Below are 24,639 nucleotides of genomic sequence, written 5' to 3'. Positions count from 1 at the left end.
GCGAGTGGCAAAAAGTGCGTGGCGAATAGAGTTACCCCTACCCGCCAAACACCATTCGCCATGCGCCAGCTAAATTACTTCTTCTTACCGGCGATCGACTTGGCCGGACCCTTGCGCGTACGCGCATTGGTATGGGTACGCTGACCGTGGACCGGCAGACCGCGACGATGACGCAGGCCGCGATAGCAGCCGAGATCCATCAGACGCTTGATGTTCATGCCGGTCTCGCGCCGCAGATCGCCCTCGACCATATAGTCGCGGTCGATCACTTCACGGATCTGCAACACTTCCTGGTCGCTCAGCTGATTGACGCGCCGCTCGACGGGGATCTTCACCTTTTCGACGATCTCGGCCGCGTTCTTCTGGCCGATGCCATGAATGTACTGCAGCGCGATCAGCACGCGCTTGTTGGTCGGAATGTTCACACCGGCTATACGGGCCACAGACTTCTCTCCTGTCGCCGAACCTTTGCGGCCGGCTGTTTGTCGCAATTTTCGGGGCGCCCATGTCCGCAAACGCGAACACGACGCCCTTCCCCTTGGTTATATGGGGCCCGGCATCGTCAAAAACTATCCGACGGGATACCGGCCCTATTAACGGATTCCAACTCGTTTCGTCAACCGACTCTAGGCCTTAGCTCGCTTTTTCGTGACCTTTTTGGCGCTCTTTGCAGCCTTGCCGGCCGTCTTCGAGGTCTTGGTCGCTGTACCGGCCTGGCGGGCCGCCGCCTTGCCAACCGGCTTCTTCGCCGGTTTGGCCGCCGATTTTGCGGGTTTTCGGGCAGTTTTGGCGGTTTTCGCAGGCTTCTTGGCCCCGACGCCAGGTTTCGCCGGCTTTTTGGCTGCCGACTCGGCCGTCTTGGTCTTGGCCACCTTGGGCTTGGCACCCTTGGATTTGGCCACCTTGGATTTGGCCACCTTGGCTTTTGCTGCCTTGGCGGCTTTCGGCGCGGCTTTCTTGGCAACCTTGGACTTGGCCGCTTTCGATTCGGCACTGGCCGGCTTGGCGCCCGGTCGCTTGCCGCGCTTCACGACCGACGAGGTGCGTCGGGCGGCCAGGGTCTTGCCGGCGGCCTTCTTGGCAGCGTCCGTGGCGGCGATCGCCGACAGGATCCGATCGATCTCCTCGGTGACGCGCTCGATGGTCATCATGCCGTCGACGGTGAGCAGCTTGCGCTGCTCGGAATAATAATGGATCAGCGGCTCGGTCTGGCTGCGATAGCTGGCCAGCCGCTTCGACAGCACTTCTGGGGTGTCGTCGGCGCGAACGGCCTCGCCACGCGCCTTCATCTCGGCGACCCGGGTCTCGACCCGCTGCAGCAGCGCGCTCTCATTGACGCGCAACTCGACCACGGCGTCGAGCTTGATGTGCTTGTTCTTCAGCAGCGCATCGAGCGCCTCGGCCTGCGGCACGGTGCGCGGGAAGCCGTCCAGGATGAATCCCTTGGCCGCATCGGGCTGATCGAGCCGATCCGAAATGATGCCGACCACGACGTCGTCGGGCACCAACCCGCCGCCAGCCATGACGTCCTTGGCCTTCAGCCCGATCGGCGTTGCGGCCGCGACAGCGGCCCGCAGCATCTCCCCGGTGGAGAGTTGAACGATGCCGTAACGCTCTACGAGTCGTAATGCCTGCGTTCCCTTGCCCGCCCCCGGCGGCCCGAGAAGGATCAATCTCATTTCTTGCGGCCCCTTAGCTTCGACTTCCTGATCAACCCTTCATATTGGTGCGCCAACAGATAGCCCTGGACCTGAGCCACAGTATCCATCGTCACGCTGACGACGATCAGAAGCGAAGTGCCGCCGAAATAGAACGGAACGGAGGCGTAGGAAATCAGGATCTCGGGGATCAGACAGACGATCGCCAGATAGCCCGCGCCCAGCACCGTAATCCGGGTCAACACATAATCGATATATTCGGCGGTGCGCTCACCGGGCCGGATGCCCGGGACGAAGCCACCATGCTTCTTCAGATTGTCGGCGGTCTCGGTCGGATTGAACACGATCGCCGTATAGAAGAAGGCAAAGAACACGATCAACGACAGATACATGATCAGGAACAGCGGACGGCCGTGGCCGAGCTGAGTGGTGATCCACTGAAACCATTCCGGGCCCTTGCCGGCATTGAAATTCGCCACCGTGGTCGGCAGCAGCAGCAAGGACGAGGCGAAGATCGGCGGGATCACGCCCGAGGTGTTGAGCTTCAGCGGCAGATGCGAGGACTGGCCCTCGAACATCTTGTTGCCGACCTGGCGCTTCGGATACTGGATCACCAGCCGGCGCTGCGCCCGCTCCATGAACACGATGAAGGCGATCACAACCACGGCCATCACCAGCACCACCAGGATCAAGCCGGTGGACAGCGCGCCCTGACGCCCGAGTTCGAGCATATTGGCCAGGGCTGACGGCAATTCGGCGACGATGCCCGCCAGAATGATCAGCGAGATGCCGTTGCCGATGCCGCGCGAGGTGATCTGCTCGCCCAGCCACATCAGGAACATGGTGCCGCCGGTCAGCGTGATCGCGGTCGACAGCCGGAAGAACAGGCCGGGATCGGAGACGACATTGCCGGCGCCTTCGAGGCCCACGGCGATGCCGTAGGACTGGAATGCGGCCAACAGCACCGTCAGATAGCGGGTATATTGGTTGAGGGTCTTGCGGCCCGACTCGCCCTCTTTCTTCAGCGCTTCGAGCTGCGGCGACACCGTCGTCAGCAGCTGCACGATGATCGAGGCCGAGATATACGGCATGATGTTCAGCGCAAAGATCGCCATGCGGTGAATGCCGCCGCCGGCGAACATGTTGAACATGCCCAGAATGCCGCCCGCCTGCGACTTGAACACCTGCTCCCAGATATTGGGATCGATGCCGGGAAGCGGAATGTAGGTCCCGAGCCGGTACACCAGCAGCGCGCCGAGGGTGAACCAAATGCGCTTCTTCAGCTCATCGGCTTTACCGAGCGCCGAAAAATTGAGGTTTGCCGCTAGTTGTTCTGCTGCAGAGACCATAATCGGCTTTCTCCTGCGCCGCTCGCACCGCGATGCCCCGGACAGCGGGTCATCCGGTCAACGCCGGACTTCAATTTGGTATGCGGCTGGCGAAAAATCCACCGTCCCGGCCACGCCGGCGCCTGTTTTTACAGGCGATGACGCGGATGTTACGCAGCCTCGCCGGCGTCTTTCTTCGGCGGCGCGAGAACCGTCACGGTGCCGCCGGCCTTCTCGACCGCGGCGATCGCGGTTTTCGATGCGCCGTGGACCTCGATGGTCAGCTTCGACGTCACCGCGCCACGGCCCAGAAGCCGCACGCCGTCCTTGACCCGACGGATCACGCCGGCCTTCACCAATGCCTCGGCATTGATGGTGGCGGCGCCGTCGATGGTCTTGGCGTCGATCGCTTCCTGCAGCCGGTCGAGATTGATCTCGGTGAATTCCAACCGGAAGATGTTGGTGAAGCCACGCTTCGGCAGGCGCCGATGCAACGGCATCTGGCCGCCTTCGAAGCCCTTGATGGCCACGCCCGAACGCGCGGTCTGGCCCTTGCCGCCACGGCCCGCGGTCTTGCCCTTGCCGGATCCGATGCCTCGGCCAACGCGCATACGCTTCTTGCGCGAGCCGGCATTGTCGGCGATATCGCTGAGCTTCATCGCCCTGTCTCCTTATTTCTCGTCGACGACGCGGACGAGGTGTTGAACCTTGGCGATCATGCCGCGAACCGCAGGAGTATCCGGCAGCTCGGTGACGCGACCGATCTTGTTTAGCTTGAGGCCGATCAGCGTCTCGCGCTGCGAGTGATGGCGGCGGATCGCGCTGCCGGTCTGCTCGACCTTGATCATATTTGCGGCGTTTGCCATCGTCGATAACTCCAGATCGCGTCTTGTCTATTCCGGCCTGATCAATCGATCACGCCGCCTATTCGGCAACCACCTCGGCGTCGCCGCCGACCCGGCGCGACTGCAAGGTCGAGACCTTGATGTTGCGGCGCGCCGCGACCGAACGCGGCGAATCCTGGTGCTTCAACGCATCGAAGGTGGCGCGAACCATGTTGTAGGGGTTCGACGAACCGATCGACTTGGCCACCACGTCCTGGATGCCGAGCGTTTCGAACACCGCACGCATCGGGCCGCCGGCGATGATGCCGGTACCCGCCGGCGCCGAGCGCAGATACACCCTGCCCGCGCCATGACGACCGGCAATGTCGTGATGCAAGGTGCGACCCTCGCGCAGCGCGACGCGCGTCAGGTTGCGCTTCGCCGATTCGGTGGCCTTGCGGATCGCCTCGGGCACTTCGCGCGCCTTGCCATGGCCGAAACCGACCCGGCCCTTCTGATCACCGATCACGACCAGCGCGGCAAAGCCGAAGCGCTTGCCGCCCTTGACCACCTTTGCCACCCGGTTGATATGGACGAGCTTGTCGACGAATTCACTGTCGCGCTCTTCCCGACCACCCCTGTGGCCTCCACCGCGTTCGCGTTCACCTGCCATGGTGTTTTCCAATCCTTGCGAGGCCTGTCTCTGAAAGACGTGCGCCCCTATCCTGGTGTCCGTTCAATTCCAAAAGCTTAGAAGCTGAGACCGCTTTCGCGGGCCGCATCGGCCAGCGCCTTGACGCGTCCGTGATAAAGATAGCCGCCGCGATCGAAAACGACCTCGGTGACACCGTTCTTCACCGCGCGTTCGGCCAGCAGCTTGCCGACGGCCTTGGCGGCGTCGATGTCGGCACCGGTATTGCCGGTGTCGCGCATCGACTTCTCCAGAGAGGATGCCGAAGCCAACGTCTCGCCTTTCAGGTCGTCGATGACCTGCGCGTAAATGTGCTTCGACGAGCGGAACACCGACAGCCGAGGACGACCGTTGGCAATCCGGCGCAGCGAGGCCCTCACGCGATTCTTGCGCCGGGCATTCGTGATCTTGAGTTTCGACATGACCGGCTCCGTTACTTCTTCTTGCCTTCCTTGCGGAAGATAAATTCGTCGGAATAGCGTACGCCCTTGCCCTTATAGGGCTCCGGCGGCCGATAGCTGCGGATCTCCGCGGCAACCTGACCGACACGCTGCGAATCGTTGCCCGAAATGAAGATCTCGGTCGGCTTCGGCACCGTAATGGTGATGCCTTCCGGAATGTCGTAGACGACGTCGTGGCTGTAGCCCAGCGCCAGCTGCAGCTTCTTGCCCTGCAACGCAGCGCGATAGCCGACGCCGGTGATGTCGAGCTTCTTCTCGAAGCCCTTGGTGACACCCACCAGCAGATTGGCGATCTGGGCGCGCGCGGTACCGTACAGCGCCTGCGAACGCTTGGTCTCGAACCGCGGCGCGACCGTCACCGATCCGCCTTCGTATTTCACGTCGACATCGTCGTGGACGATGAACTGAAGCTGACCTTTCGGCCCCTTCATCTGGACGGTCTGGCCCGCGACGGTCGCGGTCACACCCGACGGGACCGGGACGGGCTTCTTGCCAACGCGTGACATGGTCGATCCTTCCTCAGAACACCGTGAAGAGAACTTCACCGCCCACATTCGCGTCTCGCGCTTCGTGGTCGGCCATGATTCCCTTAGGCGTCGATAATACCGAAATGCCGAGGCCGTTGTTCACGCGCGGCAGGTTCTTGACCGATGCGTAGACACGCCGTCCTGGCTTGGAAACCCGTTCGATCTCGCGGATCACGGGCTCGCCGTCGAAATATTTCAGCTCGATCTCGAGCTCGCTGCGGCCGGACGCGTGCTCGACGCTGGCGTAGCCGCGGATGTAGCCCTCGCTCTTGAGGACTTCGAGAACGTTGGCGCGCATCTTCGAGCCAGGCGTCGACACCTTGGACTTGGCGCGCATCTGGGCGTTGCGGATACGGGTGATGAGATCGCTGATCGGATCGTGCGTTGACATGCCCGCCCCCTTACCAGCTGGACTTCACGAGGCCCGGAACCAGGCCTCTGGACCCGAGATCGCGGATCGCGATACGGCTGAGCTTGTTGAGCCGGTAGACCGAGCGGGCCCGTCCGGTGATCTCGCAACGGTTGCGAATCCGCGTCGCCGACGAATTGCGCGGCATCTCGGCGAGCTTCAGCGTCGCCGCGAACCGCTCTTCCATCGGCAGCGTCTTGTCGGAGATGATGGCCTTCAAACGCGCGCGCTTGGGCGCTGCGTTCTTGGTCATTGTCTTCCGACGGTTGTTCTTCTCGATCGAACTCTTCTTTGCCATGCTTGGCTCCTGGGTTTCCGCGTTTGAGAGGCAGATCAGCTCAAAGGCTAGTCAGCTTCTCACTGCCGGAACGGGAAATTGAATGCGGTCAACAGGGCGCGGGCCTCGTCGTCGGTCGTCGCGGTGGTGCACACCGTGATGTCCATGCCCCAAGTTTCCCCCATCTTGTCGAAATCGATTTCGGGGAAAATGATATGCTCCTTGATGCCGAGCGAGTAATTGCCGCGGCCGTCGAAGCTCTTCGCGTTCAGGCCACGGAAATCCCGCACGCGCGGCAGCGCGACGTTGATCAGGCGGTCGATGAACTCGTACATCTTGGCCTTCCGCAGCGTCACCTTGGCGCCGATCGGCTGATTTTCACGCAGCTTGAAGGTCGCGATCGCGGCCCGCGAGAACGTGATGATCGCCTTCTGACCAGCGATCAGGCTGAGATCGGCGGCTGCCGTATCGGCCTTCTTGCGGTCATTGACGGCCTCGCCGATACCCATGTTCAGCACGACCTTGTCGAGCCGCGGCACCTGCATGACGTTGGCATAGCCGAACTGTTCGGTCAGCTTGCCGCGAATTTCCCGGTCGAATTGTTCGCGCAGGCGCGGAACGTAAGCGGTCTCAGCCATCGATCTCTGCTCCCGAGCTCTTGGCGATGCGGACTTTCTTGCCGTCAGCCAGAATCTTGAAACCGACGCGCGTCGGCTTGCCGTCTTTGCCGACGATCGCGATGTTGGACAGGTGGATCGGCGCCTCTTTGGCGATGATGCCGCCTTCCTGAGCCTGGGTCTGCTTCTGGTGACGTTTCACCATGTTGATCCCACGGACCAGCGCCTTCTCGTCGGTGGGACGCACCTCGAAGACTTCGCCGGTGCGACCCTTGTCGCGGCCGTTCAGCACGATAACCTTGTCACCCTTCCGGATCTTGGCAGCCATCACAGCACCTCCGGCGCGAGCGAAATGATCTTCATGTGGTTCTTGGCGCGCAGCTCGCGCGGCACCGGCCCGAAGATACGGGTGCCGATCGGCTCGGACTGATTGTTGATCAGCACGGCGGCATTGCGGTCGAAGCGGATGACGGAGCCATCTGCCCGGCGGATGTCCTTGCGGACCCGCACAACCACGGCCTTCATCACGTCGCCCTTTTTCACCTTCCCTCGCGGGATGGCTTCCTTGATCGACACGACAATGACATCGCCAACGGTGGCATACCGGCGCTTGGATCCCCCAATCACCTTAATGCACATGACACGGCGTGCGCCTGAATTATCGGCCACGTCGAGGTTGGTCTGCATCTGAATCATTGATGCACCTCGTCCTCTTTCTGATGCGCAAAGTCGCGCTTAACTGGTGCGCAAGTCGCGCTTTAGGCGGTCTTCTTCTGTTCGCCCCGGACCACGGTCCAGCGCTTCAACCTCGAGATCGGCTTGCTCTCCTCGATCCACACGATGTCCCCCGGCTTGAACTCGTTGTTCTCGTCGTGGGCATGGTAGTTCTTGGAGCGTCGAATGGTCTTCTTGTAGATCGGATGGGTGAAGCGGCGGTCAACCCGCACCACGACAGTCTTGGCTTGCTTGTCACTCACGACCAAGCCTTGCAGCGTACGTTTCGGCATGTCGGGTCCCTTACTTCGTCTTCGCGTCGCGCTTCTGCGCGGCGACGGTCTTGATGCGGGCGATGTCGCGGCGGGCTTCGCGCAGACGCGAGGTGTTCTCGAGCTGCCCGGTGGCGCGCTGGAACCGCAGGTTGAAGCGCTCCTTCTTCAGATTGAGGACGGCGTCGTCCATCTGATCGGGGCTCATCGCGCGGATATCGGCGGTTTTCAAATCGGCCATGATCGTCATCCTATTCCGCGATACGCGTGACGAAACGCGTCTTGATCGGCAGTTTGGCGGCAGCCAGCGTGAACGCTTCCTTGGCGACTTGCGGGGTGACGCCGTCGATCTCGAAGATCACCCGGCCAGGCTTGACGCGGGCAACCCACAATTCCGGGGTGCCCTTGCCGGAGCCCATTCGAACTTCGGCGGGCTTCTTCGACACCGGCACGTCCGGGAAGATCCGGATCCAGACCCGGCCGGCGCGCTTCATGTGACGGGTCAGCGCGCGACGGGCGGCTTCGATCTGACGGGCGGTGATACGCTCCGGCGCCATCGCCTTCAGCCCGAACTGGCCGAACGACAAGGTCGCGCCCGAGGTCGCAACGCCGTGGATACGGCCCTTATGCGCCTTGCGGAACTTGGTCTTCTTTGGTTGCATCATGGCTTACGCCCTCAAACCTTCTGTCTTGCGCATGATCTGGCCCGAAAACCGGTGCCCACTTTTCGGGATCATGCTGTCGATCAAGCGGCGTCGCGACGCGGCCGGGAATTGTCACCCTCGGCCTGGCGCTTGTCTTGGGCCATCGGATCGTGTTCGAGGATTTCGCCCTTGAAGATCCAGACCTTGACGCCGCAGGTGCCGAACGTGGTGAATGCGGTGGCGACACCATAGTCGATGTCGGCGCGCAGCGTATGCAACGGCACGCGACCTTCGCGATACCACTCCATCCGCGCGATTTCGGCGCCGCCGAGACGGCCCGAACAATTGATACGAATGCCCTCGGCACCCAGACGCATCGCCGACTGCACGGCGCGCTTCATGGCGCGGCGGAACGCGACGCGGCGCTCGAGCTGCTGGGCGATCGATTCGGCGACCAACGTGGCGTCGAGCTCCGGCTTGCGGATTTCGACGATGTTGATGACGACGTCCGACGCGGTGATGTCGGCGACCTTCTTGCGCAGCCGATCGATGTCGGCGCCCTTCTTGCCGATCACGACGCCGGGACGCGCGGAGTGGATCGTCACGCGGCACTTCTTGTGCGGGCGCTCGATCACGATCCGAGCCACGGCGGCCTGCTTCAATTCCTTGTGCAGGACTTCGCGGATCTTGACGTCCTCGTGCAGCAGCTTGCCGTACTCGTTCTTCCCGGCATACCAACGGGAATCCCAGGTCCGGTTAATGCCCAGACGCAGCCCGATTGGATTGATCTTCTGACCCATCGAAAGTCTCCCGCGCCCTGGCTTTAAGCGCTTGCTTCGGCTTCGACCTGACGAACGACAATCGTCAGCTGCGCGAATGGTTTAAGAATACGTCCCGAACGGCCACGGCCGCGCGGGGAGAAACGCTTCATCACGATGCCCTTGCCGACATGGGCCTCGGACACGATCAAGGCGTCGACGTCGAGATCGTGGTTGTTCTCCGCGTTGGCGATCGCGGACTCCAGACACTTCTTCACGTCGACCGCGATCCGCTTGCGCGAAAACTGCAGATCCGCGAGCGCGGCAGCAGCCTTCCTGCCGCGAATCAGCTGAGCGACGAGATTAAGCTTCTGCGGGCTGACCCGCAGCATCTTTGCAATCGCCTTTGCCTCATTATCGGGGAGGCTGCGTTCGCGCTTTGGTTTGCTCATAGCTTAGTCCTCAACCCTTCTTGGCTTTCTTGTCGCCCGAATGGCCGTGGAAGGTCCGGGTCGGCGAGAACTCGCCGAACTTGTGACCCACCATTTCCTCGTTGACCGACACCGGCACGTGTTTCTGACCGTTGTATACCCCGAACACCAGACCGACGAATTGCGGCAGGATGGTCGAGCGACGGCTCCAGATCTTGATGACGTCATGACGACCCGAGGCGCGCGCGACATCTGCCTTCTTGAGCAGGGAGCCTTCGACGAAAGGGCCTTTCCAGACTGAGCGAACCATGTCCGGCGTTCCTTACTTCTTCTTCCGCTTGTGGCGGCTGATGAGAATGAATTTGTTGGTCGACTTGTTCGAACGTGTCTTCTTGCCCTTGGTCGGCTTGCCCCAAGGCGTCACCGGATGCCGTCCGCCCGAAGAACGGCCTTCGCCGCCGCCGTGCGGATGGTCGACCGGGTTCATCGACACGCCGCGGTTATGCGGCTTGTGACCGAGCCAGCGATTACGACCGGCCTTGCCGATCGAAATGTTCATATGGTCCGGGTTCGACACCGCACCGATCGTCGCCGTGCAGCGGCCGTGAACCAGGCGCTGCTCGCCCGAATTGAGCCGGACGATGACGTAATCATGGTCGCGACCGACCAGCTGGGCGTAGGTCCCGGCCGAACGGGCGATCTGGCCGCCCTTCCCGATCTTCAATTCCACATTGTGGATGATGGTGCCGATCGGCATGTTGCCGAGCGGCATCACATTGCCGGGCTTCACGTCGACATAGTTGCCGGCGATCACCTGGTCGCCAACCGCGAGCCGCTGCGGCGCCAGGATATAGGACTGGGTGCCGTCGGTGTACTTCACCAACGCGATGAAGGCGGTTCGGTTCGGATCGTATTCCAGCCGCTCGACCGTGGCCGGCATGTCGACCTTGGTGCGCTTGAAATCGACGACACGGTAGGTCTGTTTGTGACCACCGCCGCGAAACCGCACCACGATGCGACCGGTGTTGTTGCGACCGCCCGCGGAATGCTTGCCCTCGGTCAGCGACTTGAGCGGCTTGCCCTTATAGAGCGCCGAGCGATCGACCAACACCAGCTGGCGCTGGCCTGGCGTCGTGGGATTATATTTTTTCAATGCCATCGTCGTATCCGCCTTATAGCCCGGTGGTCACGTCGATGCGGTGGCCCTCTTCGAGGGTCACGATCGCACGCTTGACGTCCGACTGCGAACCGAACCGGCCGCGGAAGACCTTGGACTTGCCCTTCCGCACCAGCGTGTTCACGCTCTTCACCTTGACGTCGAACAATTTCTCGACCGCTTCCTTGATCTGCGGCTTGGTCGCCTTGCTGGCCACCCGGAACACGACCTTGTTGTGCTCCGAGGCCATCGTGGCCTTTTCTGTCACCACCGGCGAGACGATGATGTCGTAGTGGCGCGGGTCGATGTTTTTCATTTGAAGCGCGCCTCCAACGCATCGACAGCCGCCTTGGTCAACACCAACTTCTGGCGACGCAGAATGTCGTAGACGTTGATGCCCTGGATCGGCAGCACGTCGATGTTCGGAATGTTGCGGGCCGCGACGGCGAAACCGTTATGCAGCTCCGCGCCGTCGACGATCAGCGCATTGGTCAGGCCGAGACCCGAGAAGTGCCCGATCAGAGCCTTGGTCTTGGCCGATTCCAGCGTCGCGGAATCGATCACGATCAAGCCGCCGTCCTTGGCCTTGGCCGACAGTGCATGGCGCAGCGCCAGGGCCCGAACCTTCTTCGGCAGATCGAACGCATGCGAGCGCACGACCGGACCGAATGCACGGCCACCACCGCGGAACTGCGGCACGCGCTGCGAACCGTGACGGGCGCCGCCGGTGCCCTTCTGCTTGTACATCTTCTTGCCGGTGCGCCAGATCTCGGCGCGCCCCTTGGTCTTGTGGGTGCCGGCCTGACGCTTGGCGAGCTGCCAATTGACGCAGCGCTGGATGATGTCCTTGCGCGGGTCGAGACCGAAGATCTCGTCCGACAGCTGGACCGAACCGGCTTCCTTGCCTTCAAGCGTAGTGATTTTCAATTCCATCTCACACGCCCTCCTGCTCGGTGGCAGGCGCCTCGGCAGTGGTTTCCGAACCACTGGCCGCTTCGCCGCCGCCATCCACCAGCCGGAACTTGCCGGGCTGCGGAGCTTCCTTCGGCAACGCCTTTTTCACCGCGTCGCGCACCGCGATCCAGCCGCCCTTGGAGCCGGGAACGGCGCCCTCGACCAGGATCAAACCGCGCTCGACATCCAGCTGCACAACCCGAAGGTTCAGCGTGGTGATGCGATCGACGCCCATGTGACCGGGCATCTTCTTGTTCTTGAAGGTCTTGCCCGGGTCCTGACGGCCACCGGTCGAACCGATCGAACGATGCGATACCGAGACGCCGTGGGTGGCGCGAAGGCCACCGAAGTTCCAGCGCTTGATACCACCCGCAAAGCCCTTGCCGACCGAGGTGCCGGTGACGTCGACAAACTGACCGACCACGAAATGGTCCGCCTGGATCTCGGCGCCGACCGGGATCAGCGCGTCTTCAGACACGCGGAACTCGGCGACCTTGCGCTTGGGTTCAACCTTGGCGACTGCGAACTGGCCGCGTTCAGCCTTCGGCAAATAAACGGTCTTGCGCACGCCCGAACCGAGCTGCAGTGCGACGTATCCGTTTTTCTCGCTGGTCCGGTGGCCTAACACCTGGCAATTGCCCAGCTTGAGCACGGTCACGGGGATATGTTCGCCGGTCTCTGTAAAGACCCGCGTCATCCCGACCTTTTGTGCGATCACTCCGGAGCGCATCGGCGTGCTTCCTGTTCTTTCTGTCCGTTAAACTCGGACGGGTCCTAAAATCTCAGAGCTTGATTTCGACGTCGACGCCGGCGGCCAGATCGAGCTTCATCAAAGCATCGACTGTCTGCGGTGTCGGATCGACGATATCGAGAAGACGCTTGTGAGTGCGCATCTCAAACTGCTCGCGGCTCTTCTTGTCGACGTGAGGCGAACGGTTGACGGTGAATTTCTCGATCCGGGTCGGCAGCGGGATCGGTCCGCGCACCTGAGCCCCGGTACGCTTCGCCGTGCTGACGATCTCACGCGTCGACGCATCGAGGATCCGATGATCGAACGCCTTGAGGCGAATGCGAATATTCTGGCCGTTCATTGCCGCTGTCTTTCTTTGTCGTCGGTGAGATGGCGAGTGGCGAATGATCGGATCATTCGCCACCTGCTGCTCGCTCTGCTTACTCGATGATGCTGGCCACGACGCCGGCGCCGACGGTACGGCCACCTTCGCGGATCGCGAAGCGCAGCTTTTCTTCCATCGCGATCGGCACGATCAGGTGCACTTCCATGGCGATGTTATCGCCCGGCATCACCATCTCGGTGCCTTCCGGCAGATGCACGACGCCGGTGACGTCGGTGGTGCGGAAGTAGAACTGCGGCCGATAGTTGGTGAAGAACGGGGTGTGACGACCGCCCTCTTCCTTGGTCAGGATATAGGCCTCGGCCTTGAACTTGGTGTGCGGCTTGACCGAACCGGGCTTGCACAACACCTGACCGCGCTCGACTTCCTCGCGCTTGGTGCCGCGCAGCAGCGCGCCGATATTGTCGCCGGCCTGGCCCTGATCCAACAGCTTGCGGAACATTTCGACGCCAGTGACGATGGTCTTCACCGTGTCACGCAGGCCGACGATTTCGATTTCCTCGCCGACCTTGATGATGCCGCGCTCGACGCGGCCGGTGACCACGGTGCCACGACCAGAGATCGAGAACACGTCTTCGACCGGCATCAGGAACGGCTGATCGATCGGACGTTCCGGCTGCGGAATGTAGGAGTCGACCGCCTTCATCAGTTCGAGGATGGCGTCGTGACCGAGCTTCGGATCCTTGTTCTCGAGCGCGGCCAGCGCCGAGCCCTTGATGATCGGAATGTCATCGCCCGGGAAGTCGTACTTCGACAGAAGCTCACGCACTTCCATCTCGACCAGTTCGAGCAGTTCCGGATCGTCGACCATGTCGCACTTGTTGAGGAACACGACCAGCGCCGGCACGCCGACCTGGCGCGCCAGCAGGATGTGCTCGCGGGTCTGCGGCATCGGGCCGTCGGCGGCGGACACGACAAGAATGCCGCCATCCATCTGCGCCGCACCGGTGATCATGTTCTTCACATAATCGGCGTGGCCGGGGCAATCGACGTGGGCGTAATGCCGGTTCGCGGTCTCGTATTCGACATGAGCCGTCGAGATCGTGATGCCGCGCGCTTTTTCCTCGGGCGCCTTGTCGATCTGGTCATAGGCCGTGAACGTCGCACCGCCCGTTTCCGCCAACACCTTGGTGATCGCCGCCGTCAGCGACGTCTTGCCGTGGTCAACGTGACCAATCGTCCCGATGTTGCAATGCGGCTTGTTTCGTTCAAACTTTGCTTTGGCCATGACACTTCTCCGTTCAGTCGCCGACTATCGTCAGCGTCAATCAGGCAAACTTTTTCTGGACTTCCGCCGACACATTGGCCGGCGCTTCCGCGTAGTGATCGAACTGCATCGTAAAGGTCGCGCGGCCCTGGCTCATCGAGCGCAGGTTGTTCACGTAACCGAACATATTCATGAGCGGCACCATCGCGTTGATAACGTTGGCGTTGCCGCGCATGTCCTGGCCCTGGATCTGGCCGCGCCGCGAATTCAGATCGCCGATCACCGAACCGGTGTAGTCTTCCGGAGTGACGCATTCGACCTTCATGATCGGCTCGAGCAGAACCGACTTGCCCTTTTGCAGCGCTTCGCGGAACGCCGCGCGCGATGCAATTTCGAAAGCCAGTGCCGAGGAGTCGACGTCGTGATAGGCGCCGTCGATCAGCGTCACCTTGACGTCAACCACCGGGAAGCCGGCGACCACGCCCGAGGTCAGCACACTGGCGAGACCCTTTTCGACGCCGGGGATGTATTCCTTCGGCACCGCGCCGCCGACAACCTTGGATTCGAACTCAAATCCCTTGCCCGGCTCGTTCGGCTCGACGATGAACTTGACCCGCGCGAACTGGCCGGTACCACCGGTCTGCTTCTTGTGGGTATAATCGACTTCGGCCTTCTTGGTGACGCGCTCACGAAACGCCACCTGCGGCGCGCCGATATTGGCATCGACCTTGTAGGTCCGACGAAGAATGTCGACCTTGATGTCGAGATGGAGCTCGCCCATCCCCTTCAGAATGGTCTGGCCGGATTCCAGATCGGTCGACACGCGGAAGGACGGATCCTCCGCAGCGAGCTTGGCCAGAGCGACGCCCAGCTTTTCCTGGTCGGCCTTGGTCTTCGGCTCGATCGCGATCTCGATCACCGGCTCGGGGAATTCCATCTTCTCGAGGATAACCTGCTTGGAGGCATCGCACAGCGTGTCGCCGGTGCGGGCTTCCTTGAGGCCAGCCAGCGCGACGATGTCGCCCGCATAGGCTTCCTTGATGTCTTCGCGGTTGTTCGCATGCATCAGCAGCATGCGGCCGATACGCTCCTTGCGGTCGCGCGTCGAATTGACGACGCCGCTGCCGGAAATCAGCGTGCCGGAATAGATGCGGCAGAACGTGATGGTGCCGACGAACGGATCGTCCATGATCTTGAAGGCCAGCAGCGCGAGCGGCTCGCTATCATTCGGCAGGCGCGTAACTTCGTTGCCGTCCTCGTCCACACCCATGATGGCGGGCACGTCGACCGGCGACGGCAGATAATCAACCACCGCGTCAAGCAAGGGCTGCACGCCCTTGTTCTTGAAGGCAGAACCGCACAGCACGGGATAGAAGGCACTGGTCAGCACGGCCTTGCGGATCAAGCGCTTGAGGGTGGCCTCATCGGGCTCAACACCATCAAGGAACTTGGCCAGAACGTCGTCGTCGAGCTCGACGGCGGCTTCAACCATCTTCTCGCGATATTCCTTGGCCTTTTCGACCATGTCCGCGGGGATATCGATGTCCTTGAAGTTTGCACCCAGGGCTTCGTCTTCCCAGATGACACCCTTCATGCGAACCAGATCGACCAGGCCCTTGAAATTGCTCTCCTCGCCGATCGGCAGCTGGATCGCAATCGGCTTGGCGCCGAGACGGTCGATGATGTCCTGCAGGCACTTGTAGAAGTCGGCGCCGGTCTTATCCATCTTGTTGGCGAAGACGATGCGCGGAACGCGATATTTGTCGCCCTGACGCCAGACGGTCTCGGTCTGCGGCTCAACGCCCTGATTGCCGTCGAGCACCACAACCGCGCCGTCGAGCACGCGCAGCGAACGCTCGACTTCGATGGTGAAGTCGACGTGGCCGGGAGTGTCGATGATGTTCAGGCGCTTGCCGCTCCAGAACGCAGTGGTTGCTGCGGACGTGATCGTGATGCCGCGCTCCTGCTCCTGCGCCATCCAGTCCATCGTCGCGGCACCTTCGTGCACTTCGCCGATTTTGTGGCTCTTGCCGGTGTAGTACAGGATGCGCTCGGTGGTCGTGGTCTTGCCGGCATCGATATGCGCCATGATACCGAAATTTCGGTAATCCTCGATGGCATGTACGCGGGGCATGGGCTCGTCCTTAAATCCGTTGTTTCGCCGTTACCAGCGATAGTGCGAGAAGGCGCGGTTGGCTTCCGCCATCCGATGCACGTCTTCGCGCTTCTTCACGGCATTGCCACGGCCATTCGACGCATCGAGCAACTCGGCTGAGAGCCGCTCCGTCATGGTCTTCTCGTTGCGGCCACGCGCCGCCGTGATCAGCCAGCGAATGCCCAGCGCCTGGCGCCGAACGCTGCGGACTTCGACCGGCACCTGGTAGGTGGCACCACCAACGCGGCGCGAACGCACCTCGATGGTCGGCATCACGTTTTCCAGAGCCTGCTCGAACACCGGCAACGGTCCCTGCTTGGTCTTGGCCTCGATGATTTCGAGTGCGCCATAGACGATGCTTTCGGCGGCGGACTTTTTGCCGTCGTACATCACCGAGTTCATGAACTTGGTGATGATGATGTTCCCGAACTTCGGATCCGGGTTAACTTCACGCTTTTCAGCAGAATGGCGACGAGACATCGATGATCTCCGATTACTTCGGACGCTTCGCGCCGTACTTGGAACGACGCTGCTTACGGTTCTTGACGCCCTGGGTATCCAGTACGCCGCGGAGAATATGGTAACGCACGCCCGGCAAATCCTTGACGCGGCCGCCGCGGATCATGACCACGGAGTGCTCTTGCAAGTTATGGCCTTCACCCGGAATGTAGCCAATGACCTCGAAGCCATTGGTCAGACGAACCTTTGCGACCTTACGAAGCGCCGAGTTCGGCTTCTTCGGGGTCGTGGTGTAGACGCGCGTACAGACACCGCGCTTCTGCGGCGACTGCTGCAGCGCCGGAACCTTCTTGCGCGACTTCTGTACGACGCGCGGACGTGCGATCAGCTGGTTGATCGTCGGCATCTTCGCCTTCACCCTTGTTCGCGCGAAACCTTAAACCGGCTTCGCAAAATTCGTTCGGAGCCACCCGCCCCATCGGTCACTCGCGCTCATCCACGCAAAGCGAAATCGCGCCAACCACTCATCACTGAGCGGAAAGCGCTTGCACGCCACAGAGGACCGCAGTTTAGACCGCCCAGCTTGCGCTGGCCTGCCCCGACCGAGGTCATGCATCCAAAACCGTTCTCGAGAGACATACTCAAGAGAACGAGTAACGTCCTGGCATTGCCTGGCTTATTTAGACAGCGTCTGAGCGACTTAGGTCGAGGTTGGTGCCCATTCGTCCCGAAGGAGTTACTGGGTGATCCGTTCCGACACTGGCGAAGCTCACCGCCTGTCTTGAAGTAGGCGCGTTTTATCGGCGGGGCCTAGCCAAGTCAAGCAAAACCGCCGTGGCAGAAGCACTTCTTGAATTGACCGCAAATTGTCGCGCAAACGTTGCAATCCGCGTGTAATTTGCTGCGGTGCGGCCGGTTCTGCGACGGTCGTTTGTGGCCCGGAGCGCGGGATTTGGCGACGAAAACCGCCCAGAGCCCGAATCGAGCGCACCCTTCCCTAACGAATCAGGAAATCAGCCCAAGCCGTGCTGAATATTGGCGAATCGCCCGGCGATCCGGTGCCCGCCAGCGCCCTTAATATTACCCGGGCAATATCTTGGGCCGACTCAGGATGCGGGCGACGCCGCGGCGGCCCTGACCGGCTGGGTCTTGTTGCGCCAAGCCCGCAAACGATTGCGCAGGCCACGCAACCAATAATATCCGCGTTGACGCCCCGCCTCGAGCGCAAAGCAGATCGTCTGGTCCGGCCCGGCGGCGATCAACAGGTCGACCATCTGCCGCCGTCCGGTCCAGAGCTGGGCCATGAAGCTGGCTTGCACCGAGCAGGAATCGATCGCCATGATGTCCGGGCCAGCAAACAGCTCCTCGGTGAGCTTGTCGACCAGCAGCGCGCCGGGGGAATATTTGGCGAATTCGGCGTCGAAGCCGATCTTCCAGGTATAGGCCGCGGTGCCGCAATACATCAGCACCTGGGCGGCAATGGCGCGGCCATCGACGCACAGCAGCGCCACGCTGGCGTCGCCGCGCGCCGCCAGCTCGCCGACCAGCCGCCGGACGAAGGCGGTGTCGTGACGGTCGCACAGGATCGCAGTGCCGCGCGCGCCCTTCCAGCTCGCCGCCTCGAGGGCGAGAAAGCTCTCCAGCGCCTGAGAAACCCCGGCTTGGGTGCGGTCATTGACGAGTTCGACCGATCCCAGCGCGGCCAGCCGATTCCAGTCCTGACGCAGCTTCTTGCGGGTGGAACCGGAGCGCTTGACGCCGGCCTCCCTGGTGACGATTGGGCGCGCCTGTTGATCCAGCGTCAGATTCGGGTTGCCGTTTTCGGTCAATAGCTTGTGCAAGGCTGCGCAGGCAGGGGATTCAGCATTGAACGAGCGCAGGCTGACCACATTCGGCAGCGCCGGATCGGCTGCGATCGCCGCCAGAAATGCCGGCATCACCCGGTCGGCATAGGCCGGGTCGAGCACCGGGCTGGACAGGAATGCGTAAGCGTGCGGCAGCGCCTCGAGCAGCATCGGCCACAATGCGAATGGCCTGCGGGCCTGCAGGGCCCACAATCCGGCCAGTCGCCGGGGGGTGACGCCATCGTCCCAGGCCAATAACAGGTGGATCCGGGCGAATCCGGTGTCGTGCGCAGCCTTCAGCGCCGCCGGGTTCATGAAGGCGTTGGGCGAAGCGCGCCCGACCAGATCGTCCCAATTGGCGCCAAGGTCGAAATCTGGTGAACAAATGCTGACCGAAATCATCGCGTGTCGGATCCTTGACCGCATCCCTGGCTGCATCCTTGACTGCATCCTTGACTGCATCCTTGGGCTGCGCCGGAACAGCTTGGACCGGCGAAATTGCGATCCGGTTAAATGAAAGGGTTAGCGGCCCGGCGCCGGCCTTCAAGGTTTGTTGGTGTTTTCCGGACAAAGATGCGCCGAACAGAGACGCCCGCCATGCGCTATACCGATATCGCGATCATCGGCGGCGGTCTTGCCGGCTCCACCGCCGCGGCCGCCCTCGGCCGCGCCGGCGTTGCGACCATCGTCATCGATCCACACAAGGTCTATCCGCCGGATTTCCGCTGCGAAAAGCTCGGCGGCGACCAGATCGCGATCCTGCGCAGGACCGGGCTGGCCGAGCCGGTGCTGCGCGCCACCACCCATGACGGCGCGGTCTGGATCGCGCGATTCGGCCGGCTGATCGACAAGAAGCCCAGCGATCAATACGGCATCCTGTACGACGATCTGGTCGCCACGCTGCGCGCGGAAATTCCGCCGGAGGTCGTCCGCATCCACGCCAAGGCCACCGCGATCGCGACCAGCCGCGATCGCCAGCGCATCACCCTGTCGGACGGCGAGACCATCTCGGCGCGGCTGGTGGTGATGGCGAACGGTCTCAATAAGGGCCTGCGCCGCACGATCGGGATCGAGAACCGGGTGATCAGCGAGTGCCACTCGGTCTCGCTCGGCTTCGATCTGGTGCCGGTCGGCCGCGCCGGCTTCGCCTTCCCGGCTCTGACCTATTACCCGGAGCGCGCCAGCGACCGGATGGCCTATCTGACGCTGTTCCCGGTCGGCCAGGCGATGCGCGCCAATCTGATGCTATATCGCCGGCTCGACGATCCCTGGTTCGGGCAGATGCGCGAGAGCCCGGAAGCGGCCTTGCGCGGCCTGATGCCGCGACTGACGCACATCACCGGCGACTTCAAAGTGGCCGGGCCGGTCCATATCCGTCCGGCCGACCTCTATGTGGCCGAAGGCCACCGCCAGCCGGGCGTGGTGCTGGTCGGCGATGCGTTCTGCACCTCCTGCCCCGCCGGCGGCACCGGCACCGACAAGGTGTTCACCGACGTCGAACGGCTGTGCAATGTCCACATTCCGGCCTGGCTGGCGACGCCGGGCATGGGCGTGGAGAAGATCGCGGCATTCTACGACGACCCGGTCAAGACCGCGGTGGATGCCTGGTCGACCGACAAGGCGTTTCACCTGCGGGCGCTGTCCACCGACCTTGGCCCGATCTGGCGGGCGCGGCGCTGGGCGCGTTTCATCGCGCGGGCCAGCCGGGGCGCCTTGCGGCGAGCGCGCCATGGGGTCGGCGGCGCTGGCGCCGCGCCGGACCTCGCAACGCAGCCGCCGCGCGCCGATCACGGCCGGCTGGCCTGAGGAGGCGTCGGCTCAGTCGTCGTCATCCTCGTCGTCGTCATCGTCATCGACGTGGTGGCTCTGGTCGTCCCACAGCTTGCGATAGACGCCGCCCGCGGCCAGCAGCTGTTTGTGCGAGCCGCGCTCGACCGCCTGACCATTATTGATCACGATGATCTCGTCCATATCGACCACCGAGGTCAGCCGATGGGTCGAGAAGATCATGGTGCGGCCCTTGGCGAGCTTCATCAGCGTCTTGTTGATCGCGGCCTCAGTGCTTTGATCCAGCGCCGAGGTCGCCTCGTCGAGCAGCAGAACCGCGGGATCGCGCACGATCGCGCGCGCGATCGCCAGGCGCTGGCGCTGGCCGCCCGACAGCGTGTCGCCGCGCTCGCCGACCACGGTGTCGTATTTCTTCGGCAGGCTCATGATGTAGCGGTGGATCTCGGCCTTCTTCGCCGCCTGCTCGACCTCCTGATCGGTGGCGCCTTCCTTGCCGAGCCGGATGTTCTCGCGGATCGACATGTTGAACAGCATGTTGTCCTGGAACACGACCGCCATGCTGGCGCGCAGCGAGTCCATGGTGACCTTGCGGACATCGACGCCGTCGATGGTGATGCGGCCATCGTCCGGCTGATACAGCCGCAAAATCAGGTTCAGCAAGGTGCTCTTGCCGGAGCCGCTGGGGCCGACGATGGCGATGGTCTTGCCGACATCGAGCTTCAGGCTGAGATTGTCGAGCACCGAGGTCTCGGCGCCTTCATATTTGAAGGTGACCCGCTCGAACGAGATATCGTTGGCAATCCGCGGCATATCCGGCGCGCCGGGGCGATCGGTGCCGGGGGTGGGCTCATCGAGCAGTTCCTCCATGTGGCGCACCGCCGCCGCCGACTGAATCGACAGCGGGATGAAATGCATCACATGCGCGATGTTGTAGGAGACTTCCCAGAACGCGCTTTCGAAGGTGACAAAGGTGCCGACGGTGATCTGGCCCTTGGTGGCCAGATAGGCGCCGAGCGCCAGCACCACGAGATGCAGCAGCAGCACCGAGATCGTGACCGAGCGCTCCACCATGGTCGACAGGAAGGTCGCCGAGGCGATCTTGCGCCGGGCGTCGTCATTGCGCAGCCGGAAGAAGCCGAACATCTTGCGCTGCAGGCCGAAGGCCTTGACCACCGCCTGCGCCGCGACGTTTTCCTGCACCACGCCGAGCAGCGCGGATTCCTGGACCTTCTGCTCGTAATTGGCCAGCACCGCCTTCGGCGTCAGCAGCCGCGGCCCGATCAGGGTGATCGGAAAGATCAGCAGCGCCACCACTGCGAGCTGCCAGTTCAAAAACAGCATCAAGGCCATGCCGGCGATCAATTCGAGCAGCGGCAGCAATCCGGTATTGGCGAAGGATTCGACCGCGCCTTCGAACGCCGACATGTCGATCGAGAACCGCGACAGGATCTCGCCGCGCTTGGTGCGACCGAAATAGGACGCCGGCAGCCGCTGGACATGGTCGAACAACCGGGCGCGGACATCCGACAGGATTGCGGAGACAAACCGCGCGTCCCATCTTTCATACCAGATCGCCACCATCGAGGTGATGATCCCGGCCACCGCCAGCACCGATAGAATCTTGATCAGCGCGTCGAAATCCTCTTCGCCGAGCGCGTCGTCGATCAGGAATTTCAGGCTGAGCGGCATGATGACGTTGAACAGCGTCTCGACCACGACGCCGAACACCACGAAGGCCAGCATCTTCCTGGAATTCTTCAGGAAGGGCCGGACGAAATTGTAATTGGTGGCGAGCGCGCCGGCCGCCTCCCGCGCGGTGAAGACGACGAGTTCCTCGTCATCGTCATCGTCGTCGAGTTCGTCGTCCTCGTCCTCCTCGTCGTCGTCTTCATCTTCGGCGACTTTGGCGGCGGCGGCTTTGGCGGTGGCGGCGGTCGTTGCCACCGGCGCCGGAACCACCACGGGCTTCTTGGCGAGGGTGGGTGGTTTCAGACTGGGCACCTTCACCGCGGCGGGGCCGACCGGGAGCGCGAACTTCCCGTCAAGCGGCGACGCCACGGCATCGACTGCCGCGGGCTTGTCCTTGTCGGTTGGCGCTGGGGGCTTTTTGGGGGGCTTTGGCGCCATGAGATGAACCGTTGGTGCTCGGCCAACATGACCGCAATCTACAGCGCCGTGGCGAGGCCCGCCACGGCAACGACCTTACGCGATCAGGACCCGCGCGGCCAGGCGGCCGCGCTCAGTCGTCGTCAGCGACCTTGTCGTAGAAGGAATAGCGCAGGCTTTCCGCGTCGGCGTACCAGTGATCCGGCCCCTTGCCGGCCTTCAGCGCGACTTCCCACAGCTCCTCGGAGCAATCATTGCGGTTCATCGACAGGTCGAACCCGTTATTGAAGAACAGTTCCGACCATTCCCACCAGGTGCCGAGCTTTTTGACCCCGCGCAACAGGTCGTAACGATCGATCACATGGGGTTCCATGTCGCTGGTCACAGAGCCGAACAGCACGCCGGTCTTGACCACGCGATTGAGCTCGCGAATGGCCTTCACCACCCGGTTCTCCGCGACGTGACACAGGCTGGTCTCGAACACGAAGTCGAACTCTTCGTCGGCGAACGGCAGATCGACGATCGATCCGAGCAGGTTGAACGGCTTCAACGCCGCGGGCGTCTTGGCATGGATGAAGCGGTTGTTCTCGACGCCCCAGGCATCGACGCCGCGTTCGCGCAGCGCACCGACCAGCTCGCCGCTCGCCGATCCGGCGATCAGCAATTTGTAGCCGCCGGCTTTCTCCCACACGGTCTTGACCTGATCCATCAGGTAGTCAGGCGCGTTGAACTGCTTCCAGGCCTCTGGATATGGCCCGAGGCCGCGATAGTTCTCGAAATAGTCGCGATCGATCTTGTCGGAAGCCGACTTGCCGGCTTCCAGCCGCGCCCGGCTACGGCGCAGCTTGATGGTCTCGGTGACGATGATGTCGGTGGCGGCGTCGGCGGAATCGAACAGCCCGTTCAGCGTCGAATCGAACAGATAGTCGCCGACCACCACCAGCCGGGGATGATTCTTCGGCTCCGGCCGGTGATTGGTCATGACGTCGCGCACCGGCAAGCCGCCGGGAATCGCATTGACCGAGGACAGCCAGCGATGGGTCTTGCCCTCCATGAAATGGTCGCGGGCGTTGCCGAGCGACGCCGGCAGCGTCTTCAGCGCCTGGTCGATCAGCTCCTTGTCGGTGAGGTTGGAATAGGCCAGCGCATCGGAGCCGGCGATCAGCCAGTTCAACACGCCATATTTGCCGACGTCGTGGCGCGAGCCCTCATTGTAGACGCAGCAGCCGCCGAACGCTTCCGACATGAACCAGGAGCCCGGGATCTTGTCGCCCCAGAACGGCGAATCGAACAGCACCGAGATCCGCAGGTAATGCGCCGGGCGATCGAAATAGGCGACATGCTTGACCATCGCACGGCGCAGCTGCTCGTCGCCCCAGCCGATCGTCGCCAGCCAATTATGCGGCAGGCACATCAGCACCAGATCGAAATCCGCGGTCTCCGGCCCCTTGCCGTTCATCATGTTGAGCTGATAGCGGCCGGCCTCGGTCTTGCCGACCTTCAGCACGCGGTGGTTCAGCTTGACCTTGGCGTCGACCTCGGAATGCAGGCAGGACACCAGCTGTTCATTGCCGTTTTGGATCGAATACAGGCCGATATAGCCGTCGATATCCATCACGAAGTTCTTCAGCGCGTTCAGCCCGTTGGTGTTGTGGCTTTCGGTGGCGATGTCGGAACGCGCCATCACCTTGAAGAAGCGCTTGGCGACCGGGTCCTGGATCTCCTTGTCGAGCAATTCCTCGCAATTCACCCAGGCCCAGGGATGTTCATTGTCGTGGGCGCCGACGCCCTCGTAATATTCCTGCGGCGAGACCTTGGTGGCGCACAGCTTGCGGAACGCCTCGATCGCATCGGCGGTCTTGTCACCGTATTTCTTGCGCATCCCCGGCACGTCGGCCAGCAGCTCGCCATCGAGCTGCACCTGCTCGGCGTCCATCGGAATGGTCTGCAGGCCGAAATGCTGCACCAATTCCCGCAACGGGTCCGGTCCGGTCATCGAGTAGTCGTAGAGCTCGGCGACCCCGGCCTCGTACATCGCCGGCGCGCTGTCGAATTTCTGCGTGACGATCTTGCCGCCGATCCGGTCGGAGGCCTCGAAAATCGTCACCCGGCACAATTCCCCGAGCTTTTTCTTCAGATACCAGGCGCTCATCAGGCCGCCCGGGCCACCACCAACGATTGCAAGGTCAAACATGCTTGTTCTTTCACACGTCCAAACGGGTTGCG

At 62.3% G+C, this 24,639-nt stretch carries 32 protein-coding genes; 1 reads left to right on the top strand and 31 read right to left on the bottom strand.

The window, feature by feature from the left end:
• Nucleotides 1-74 precede the first annotated feature (74 nt).
• The 29 genes from rpsM to RBJ75_RS03060 form a co-directional block, all read right to left on the bottom strand.
• A complete protein-coding gene (rpsM, locus tag RBJ75_RS03200) occupies nt 75-443 on the bottom strand; it encodes a 30S ribosomal protein S13 (RefSeq protein WP_044416646.1) in 369 nt (122 codons plus the stop codon).
• Nucleotides 444-626: 183 nt separating this feature from the next.
• Nucleotides 627-1,679 (bottom strand): adenylate kinase, encoded by a 1,053-nt coding sequence (locus tag RBJ75_RS03195; protein WP_317528656.1) that lies wholly within the window; start codon nt 1,677-1,679, stop codon nt 627-629.
• Entirely contained in the window at nt 1,676-3,007 is a 1,332-nt protein-coding gene (secY, locus tag RBJ75_RS03190; protein WP_044411649.1) for a preprotein translocase subunit SecY, read from the bottom strand. Before secY ends, RBJ75_RS03195 begins: the two co-directional genes overlap by 4 nt.
• A gap of 149 nt (nt 3,008-3,156) precedes the next feature.
• On the bottom strand, nt 3,157-3,645 hold the full coding sequence (rplO, locus tag RBJ75_RS03185; protein WP_044411652.1) for a 50S ribosomal protein L15: 489 nt from the start codon (nt 3,643-3,645) through the stop codon (nt 3,157-3,159).
• Nucleotides 3,646-3,657: 12 nt separating this feature from the next.
• A complete protein-coding gene (rpmD, locus tag RBJ75_RS03180) occupies nt 3,658-3,852 on the bottom strand; it encodes a 50S ribosomal protein L30 (protein ID WP_044411655.1) in 195 nt (64 codons plus the stop codon).
• Nucleotides 3,853-3,910: 58 nt separating this feature from the next.
• On the bottom strand, nt 3,911-4,483 hold the full coding sequence (rpsE, locus tag RBJ75_RS03175; RefSeq protein WP_044411658.1) for a 30S ribosomal protein S5: 573 nt from the start codon (nt 4,481-4,483) through the stop codon (nt 3,911-3,913).
• A 77-nt stretch (nt 4,484-4,560) separates the two neighbouring features.
• The gene (gene rplR / locus RBJ75_RS03170; RefSeq protein WP_044411661.1) at nt 4,561-4,923 is read right to left on the bottom strand and encodes a 50S ribosomal protein L18; all 363 of its coding nucleotides are present in this window, start codon (nt 4,921-4,923) and stop codon (nt 4,561-4,563) included.
• 11 nt (nt 4,924-4,934) lie between these two features.
• On the bottom strand, nt 4,935-5,468 hold the full coding sequence (gene rplF, locus RBJ75_RS03165) for a 50S ribosomal protein L6 (RefSeq protein ID WP_044411663.1): 534 nt from the start codon (nt 5,466-5,468) through the stop codon (nt 4,935-4,937).
• A gap of 13 nt (nt 5,469-5,481) precedes the next feature.
• Nucleotides 5,482-5,880 (bottom strand): 30S ribosomal protein S8, encoded by a 399-nt coding sequence (rpsH, locus tag RBJ75_RS03160; RefSeq protein ID WP_044411664.1) that lies wholly within the window; start codon nt 5,878-5,880, stop codon nt 5,482-5,484.
• 10 nt (nt 5,881-5,890) lie between these two features.
• Nucleotides 5,891-6,196 (bottom strand): 30S ribosomal protein S14, encoded by a 306-nt coding sequence (gene rpsN / locus RBJ75_RS03155; RefSeq protein ID WP_044411665.1) that lies wholly within the window; start codon nt 6,194-6,196, stop codon nt 5,891-5,893.
• Nucleotides 6,197-6,255: 59 nt separating this feature from the next.
• Nucleotides 6,256-6,813, bottom strand: a complete 558-nt coding sequence (rplE, locus tag RBJ75_RS03150) for a 50S ribosomal protein L5 (RefSeq protein ID WP_044411667.1) — start codon at nt 6,811-6,813, stop codon at nt 6,256-6,258.
• Nucleotides 6,806-7,120 carry a 50S ribosomal protein L24 gene (gene rplX, locus RBJ75_RS03145; protein WP_044411669.1) on the bottom strand — a complete coding sequence of 105 codons (315 nt, stop codon included), beginning with the start codon at nt 7,118-7,120 and terminating at the stop codon, nt 6,806-6,808. Before rplX ends, rplE begins: the two co-directional genes overlap by 8 nt.
• Nucleotides 7,120-7,488 (bottom strand): 50S ribosomal protein L14, encoded by a 369-nt coding sequence (gene rplN / locus RBJ75_RS03140; RefSeq protein ID WP_011158785.1) that lies wholly within the window; start codon nt 7,486-7,488, stop codon nt 7,120-7,122. The genes rplX and rplN overlap by 1 nt, the downstream gene beginning before the upstream one ends.
• Before the next feature lie 62 nt (nt 7,489-7,550).
• Nucleotides 7,551-7,799 carry a 30S ribosomal protein S17 gene (rpsQ, locus tag RBJ75_RS03135; RefSeq protein WP_044411687.1) on the bottom strand — a complete coding sequence of 83 codons (249 nt, stop codon included), beginning with the start codon at nt 7,797-7,799 and terminating at the stop codon, nt 7,551-7,553.
• Nucleotides 7,800-7,809: 10 nt separating this feature from the next.
• Complete coding sequence (rpmC, locus tag RBJ75_RS03130) at nt 7,810-8,019, bottom strand: 50S ribosomal protein L29 (RefSeq protein ID WP_044411722.1); 210 nt, start codon at nt 8,017-8,019, stop codon at nt 7,810-7,812.
• Between the two features lie 10 nt (nt 8,020-8,029).
• On the bottom strand, nt 8,030-8,443 hold the full coding sequence (rplP, locus tag RBJ75_RS03125; RefSeq protein WP_044411690.1) for a 50S ribosomal protein L16: 414 nt from the start codon (nt 8,441-8,443) through the stop codon (nt 8,030-8,032).
• A gap of 80 nt (nt 8,444-8,523) precedes the next feature.
• A complete protein-coding gene (gene rpsC / locus RBJ75_RS03120; protein WP_044411693.1) occupies nt 8,524-9,222 on the bottom strand; it encodes a 30S ribosomal protein S3 in 699 nt (232 codons plus the stop codon).
• Between the two features lie 23 nt (nt 9,223-9,245).
• A complete protein-coding gene (gene rplV / locus RBJ75_RS03115; protein ID WP_044411696.1) occupies nt 9,246-9,632 on the bottom strand; it encodes a 50S ribosomal protein L22 in 387 nt (128 codons plus the stop codon).
• A 10-nt stretch (nt 9,633-9,642) separates the two neighbouring features.
• Complete coding sequence (rpsS, locus tag RBJ75_RS03110) at nt 9,643-9,921, bottom strand: 30S ribosomal protein S19 (protein WP_044411699.1); 279 nt, start codon at nt 9,919-9,921, stop codon at nt 9,643-9,645.
• A gap of 12 nt (nt 9,922-9,933) precedes the next feature.
• Nucleotides 9,934-10,770: a 50S ribosomal protein L2 gene (gene rplB / locus RBJ75_RS03105; protein WP_044411702.1), complete on the bottom strand. Its 837-nt coding sequence runs from the start codon at nt 10,768-10,770 to the stop codon at nt 9,934-9,936.
• A gap of 13 nt (nt 10,771-10,783) precedes the next feature.
• A complete protein-coding gene (locus RBJ75_RS03100) occupies nt 10,784-11,083 on the bottom strand; it encodes a 50S ribosomal protein L23 (protein WP_044411706.1) in 300 nt (99 codons plus the stop codon).
• A complete protein-coding gene (gene rplD / locus RBJ75_RS03095; protein ID WP_044411709.1) occupies nt 11,080-11,700 on the bottom strand; it encodes a 50S ribosomal protein L4 in 621 nt (206 codons plus the stop codon). Before rplD ends, RBJ75_RS03100 begins: the two co-directional genes overlap by 4 nt.
• A 1-nt stretch (nt 11,701) precedes the next feature.
• A complete protein-coding gene (gene rplC, locus RBJ75_RS03090) occupies nt 11,702-12,451 on the bottom strand; it encodes a 50S ribosomal protein L3 (RefSeq protein ID WP_044411712.1) in 750 nt (249 codons plus the stop codon).
• A gap of 52 nt (nt 12,452-12,503) precedes the next feature.
• Nucleotides 12,504-12,812 (bottom strand): 30S ribosomal protein S10, encoded by a 309-nt coding sequence (rpsJ, locus tag RBJ75_RS03085; protein ID WP_013166261.1) that lies wholly within the window; start codon nt 12,810-12,812, stop codon nt 12,504-12,506.
• Nucleotides 12,813-12,891: 79 nt separating this feature from the next.
• The gene (gene tuf / locus RBJ75_RS03080; RefSeq protein ID WP_317528646.1) at nt 12,892-14,082 is read right to left on the bottom strand and encodes an elongation factor Tu; all 1,191 of its coding nucleotides are present in this window, start codon (nt 14,080-14,082) and stop codon (nt 12,892-12,894) included.
• Nucleotides 14,083-14,122: 40 nt separating this feature from the next.
• Nucleotides 14,123-16,195, bottom strand: coding sequence for an elongation factor G (gene fusA / locus RBJ75_RS03075; protein WP_044413371.1), 2,073 nt, complete (start codon nt 16,193-16,195; stop codon nt 14,123-14,125).
• Between the two features lie 30 nt (nt 16,196-16,225).
• On the bottom strand, nt 16,226-16,696 hold the full coding sequence (rpsG, locus tag RBJ75_RS03070; RefSeq protein WP_044413373.1) for a 30S ribosomal protein S7: 471 nt from the start codon (nt 16,694-16,696) through the stop codon (nt 16,226-16,228).
• 13 nt (nt 16,697-16,709) lie between these two features.
• Nucleotides 16,710-17,081, bottom strand: a complete 372-nt coding sequence (gene rpsL / locus RBJ75_RS03065; protein WP_011441182.1) for a 30S ribosomal protein S12 — start codon at nt 17,079-17,081, stop codon at nt 16,710-16,712.
• 700 nt (nt 17,082-17,781) lie between these two features.
• Nucleotides 17,782-18,921 (bottom strand): GNAT family N-acetyltransferase, encoded by a 1,140-nt coding sequence (locus tag RBJ75_RS03060; RefSeq protein WP_044413376.1) that lies wholly within the window; start codon nt 18,919-18,921, stop codon nt 17,782-17,784.
• 195 nt (nt 18,922-19,116) lie between these two features.
• On the opposite strand from RBJ75_RS03060, the gene RBJ75_RS03055 reads away from it, so the two are divergent.
• Nucleotides 19,117-20,325 carry an FAD-dependent oxidoreductase gene (locus RBJ75_RS03055; RefSeq protein ID WP_044413379.1) on the top strand — a complete coding sequence of 403 codons (1,209 nt, stop codon included), beginning with the start codon at nt 19,117-19,119 and terminating at the stop codon, nt 20,323-20,325.
• Nucleotides 20,326-20,337: 12 nt separating this feature from the next.
• Here RBJ75_RS03055 and RBJ75_RS03050 read toward each other — a convergent pair whose 3' ends face one another.
• Together RBJ75_RS03050 and RBJ75_RS03045 are read right to left on the bottom strand one after the other, a co-directional pair.
• The gene (locus tag RBJ75_RS03050; protein WP_044413382.1) at nt 20,338-22,434 is read right to left on the bottom strand and encodes an ABC transporter ATP-binding protein; all 2,097 of its coding nucleotides are present in this window, start codon (nt 22,432-22,434) and stop codon (nt 20,338-20,340) included.
• A gap of 112 nt (nt 22,435-22,546) precedes the next feature.
• Complete coding sequence (locus tag RBJ75_RS03045) at nt 22,547-24,607, bottom strand: FAD-dependent oxidoreductase (protein WP_044413385.1); 2,061 nt, start codon at nt 24,605-24,607, stop codon at nt 22,547-22,549.
• Between the last annotated feature and the right edge of the window lie 32 nt (nt 24,608-24,639).

The sequence above is a fragment of the Rhodopseudomonas sp. BAL398 genome, assembly GCF_033001325.1.
Taxonomy (GTDB): Bacteria; Pseudomonadota; Alphaproteobacteria; order Rhizobiales; family Xanthobacteraceae; genus JARJEH01.
This window is presented reverse-complemented; position numbering and strand designations above follow the sequence as displayed.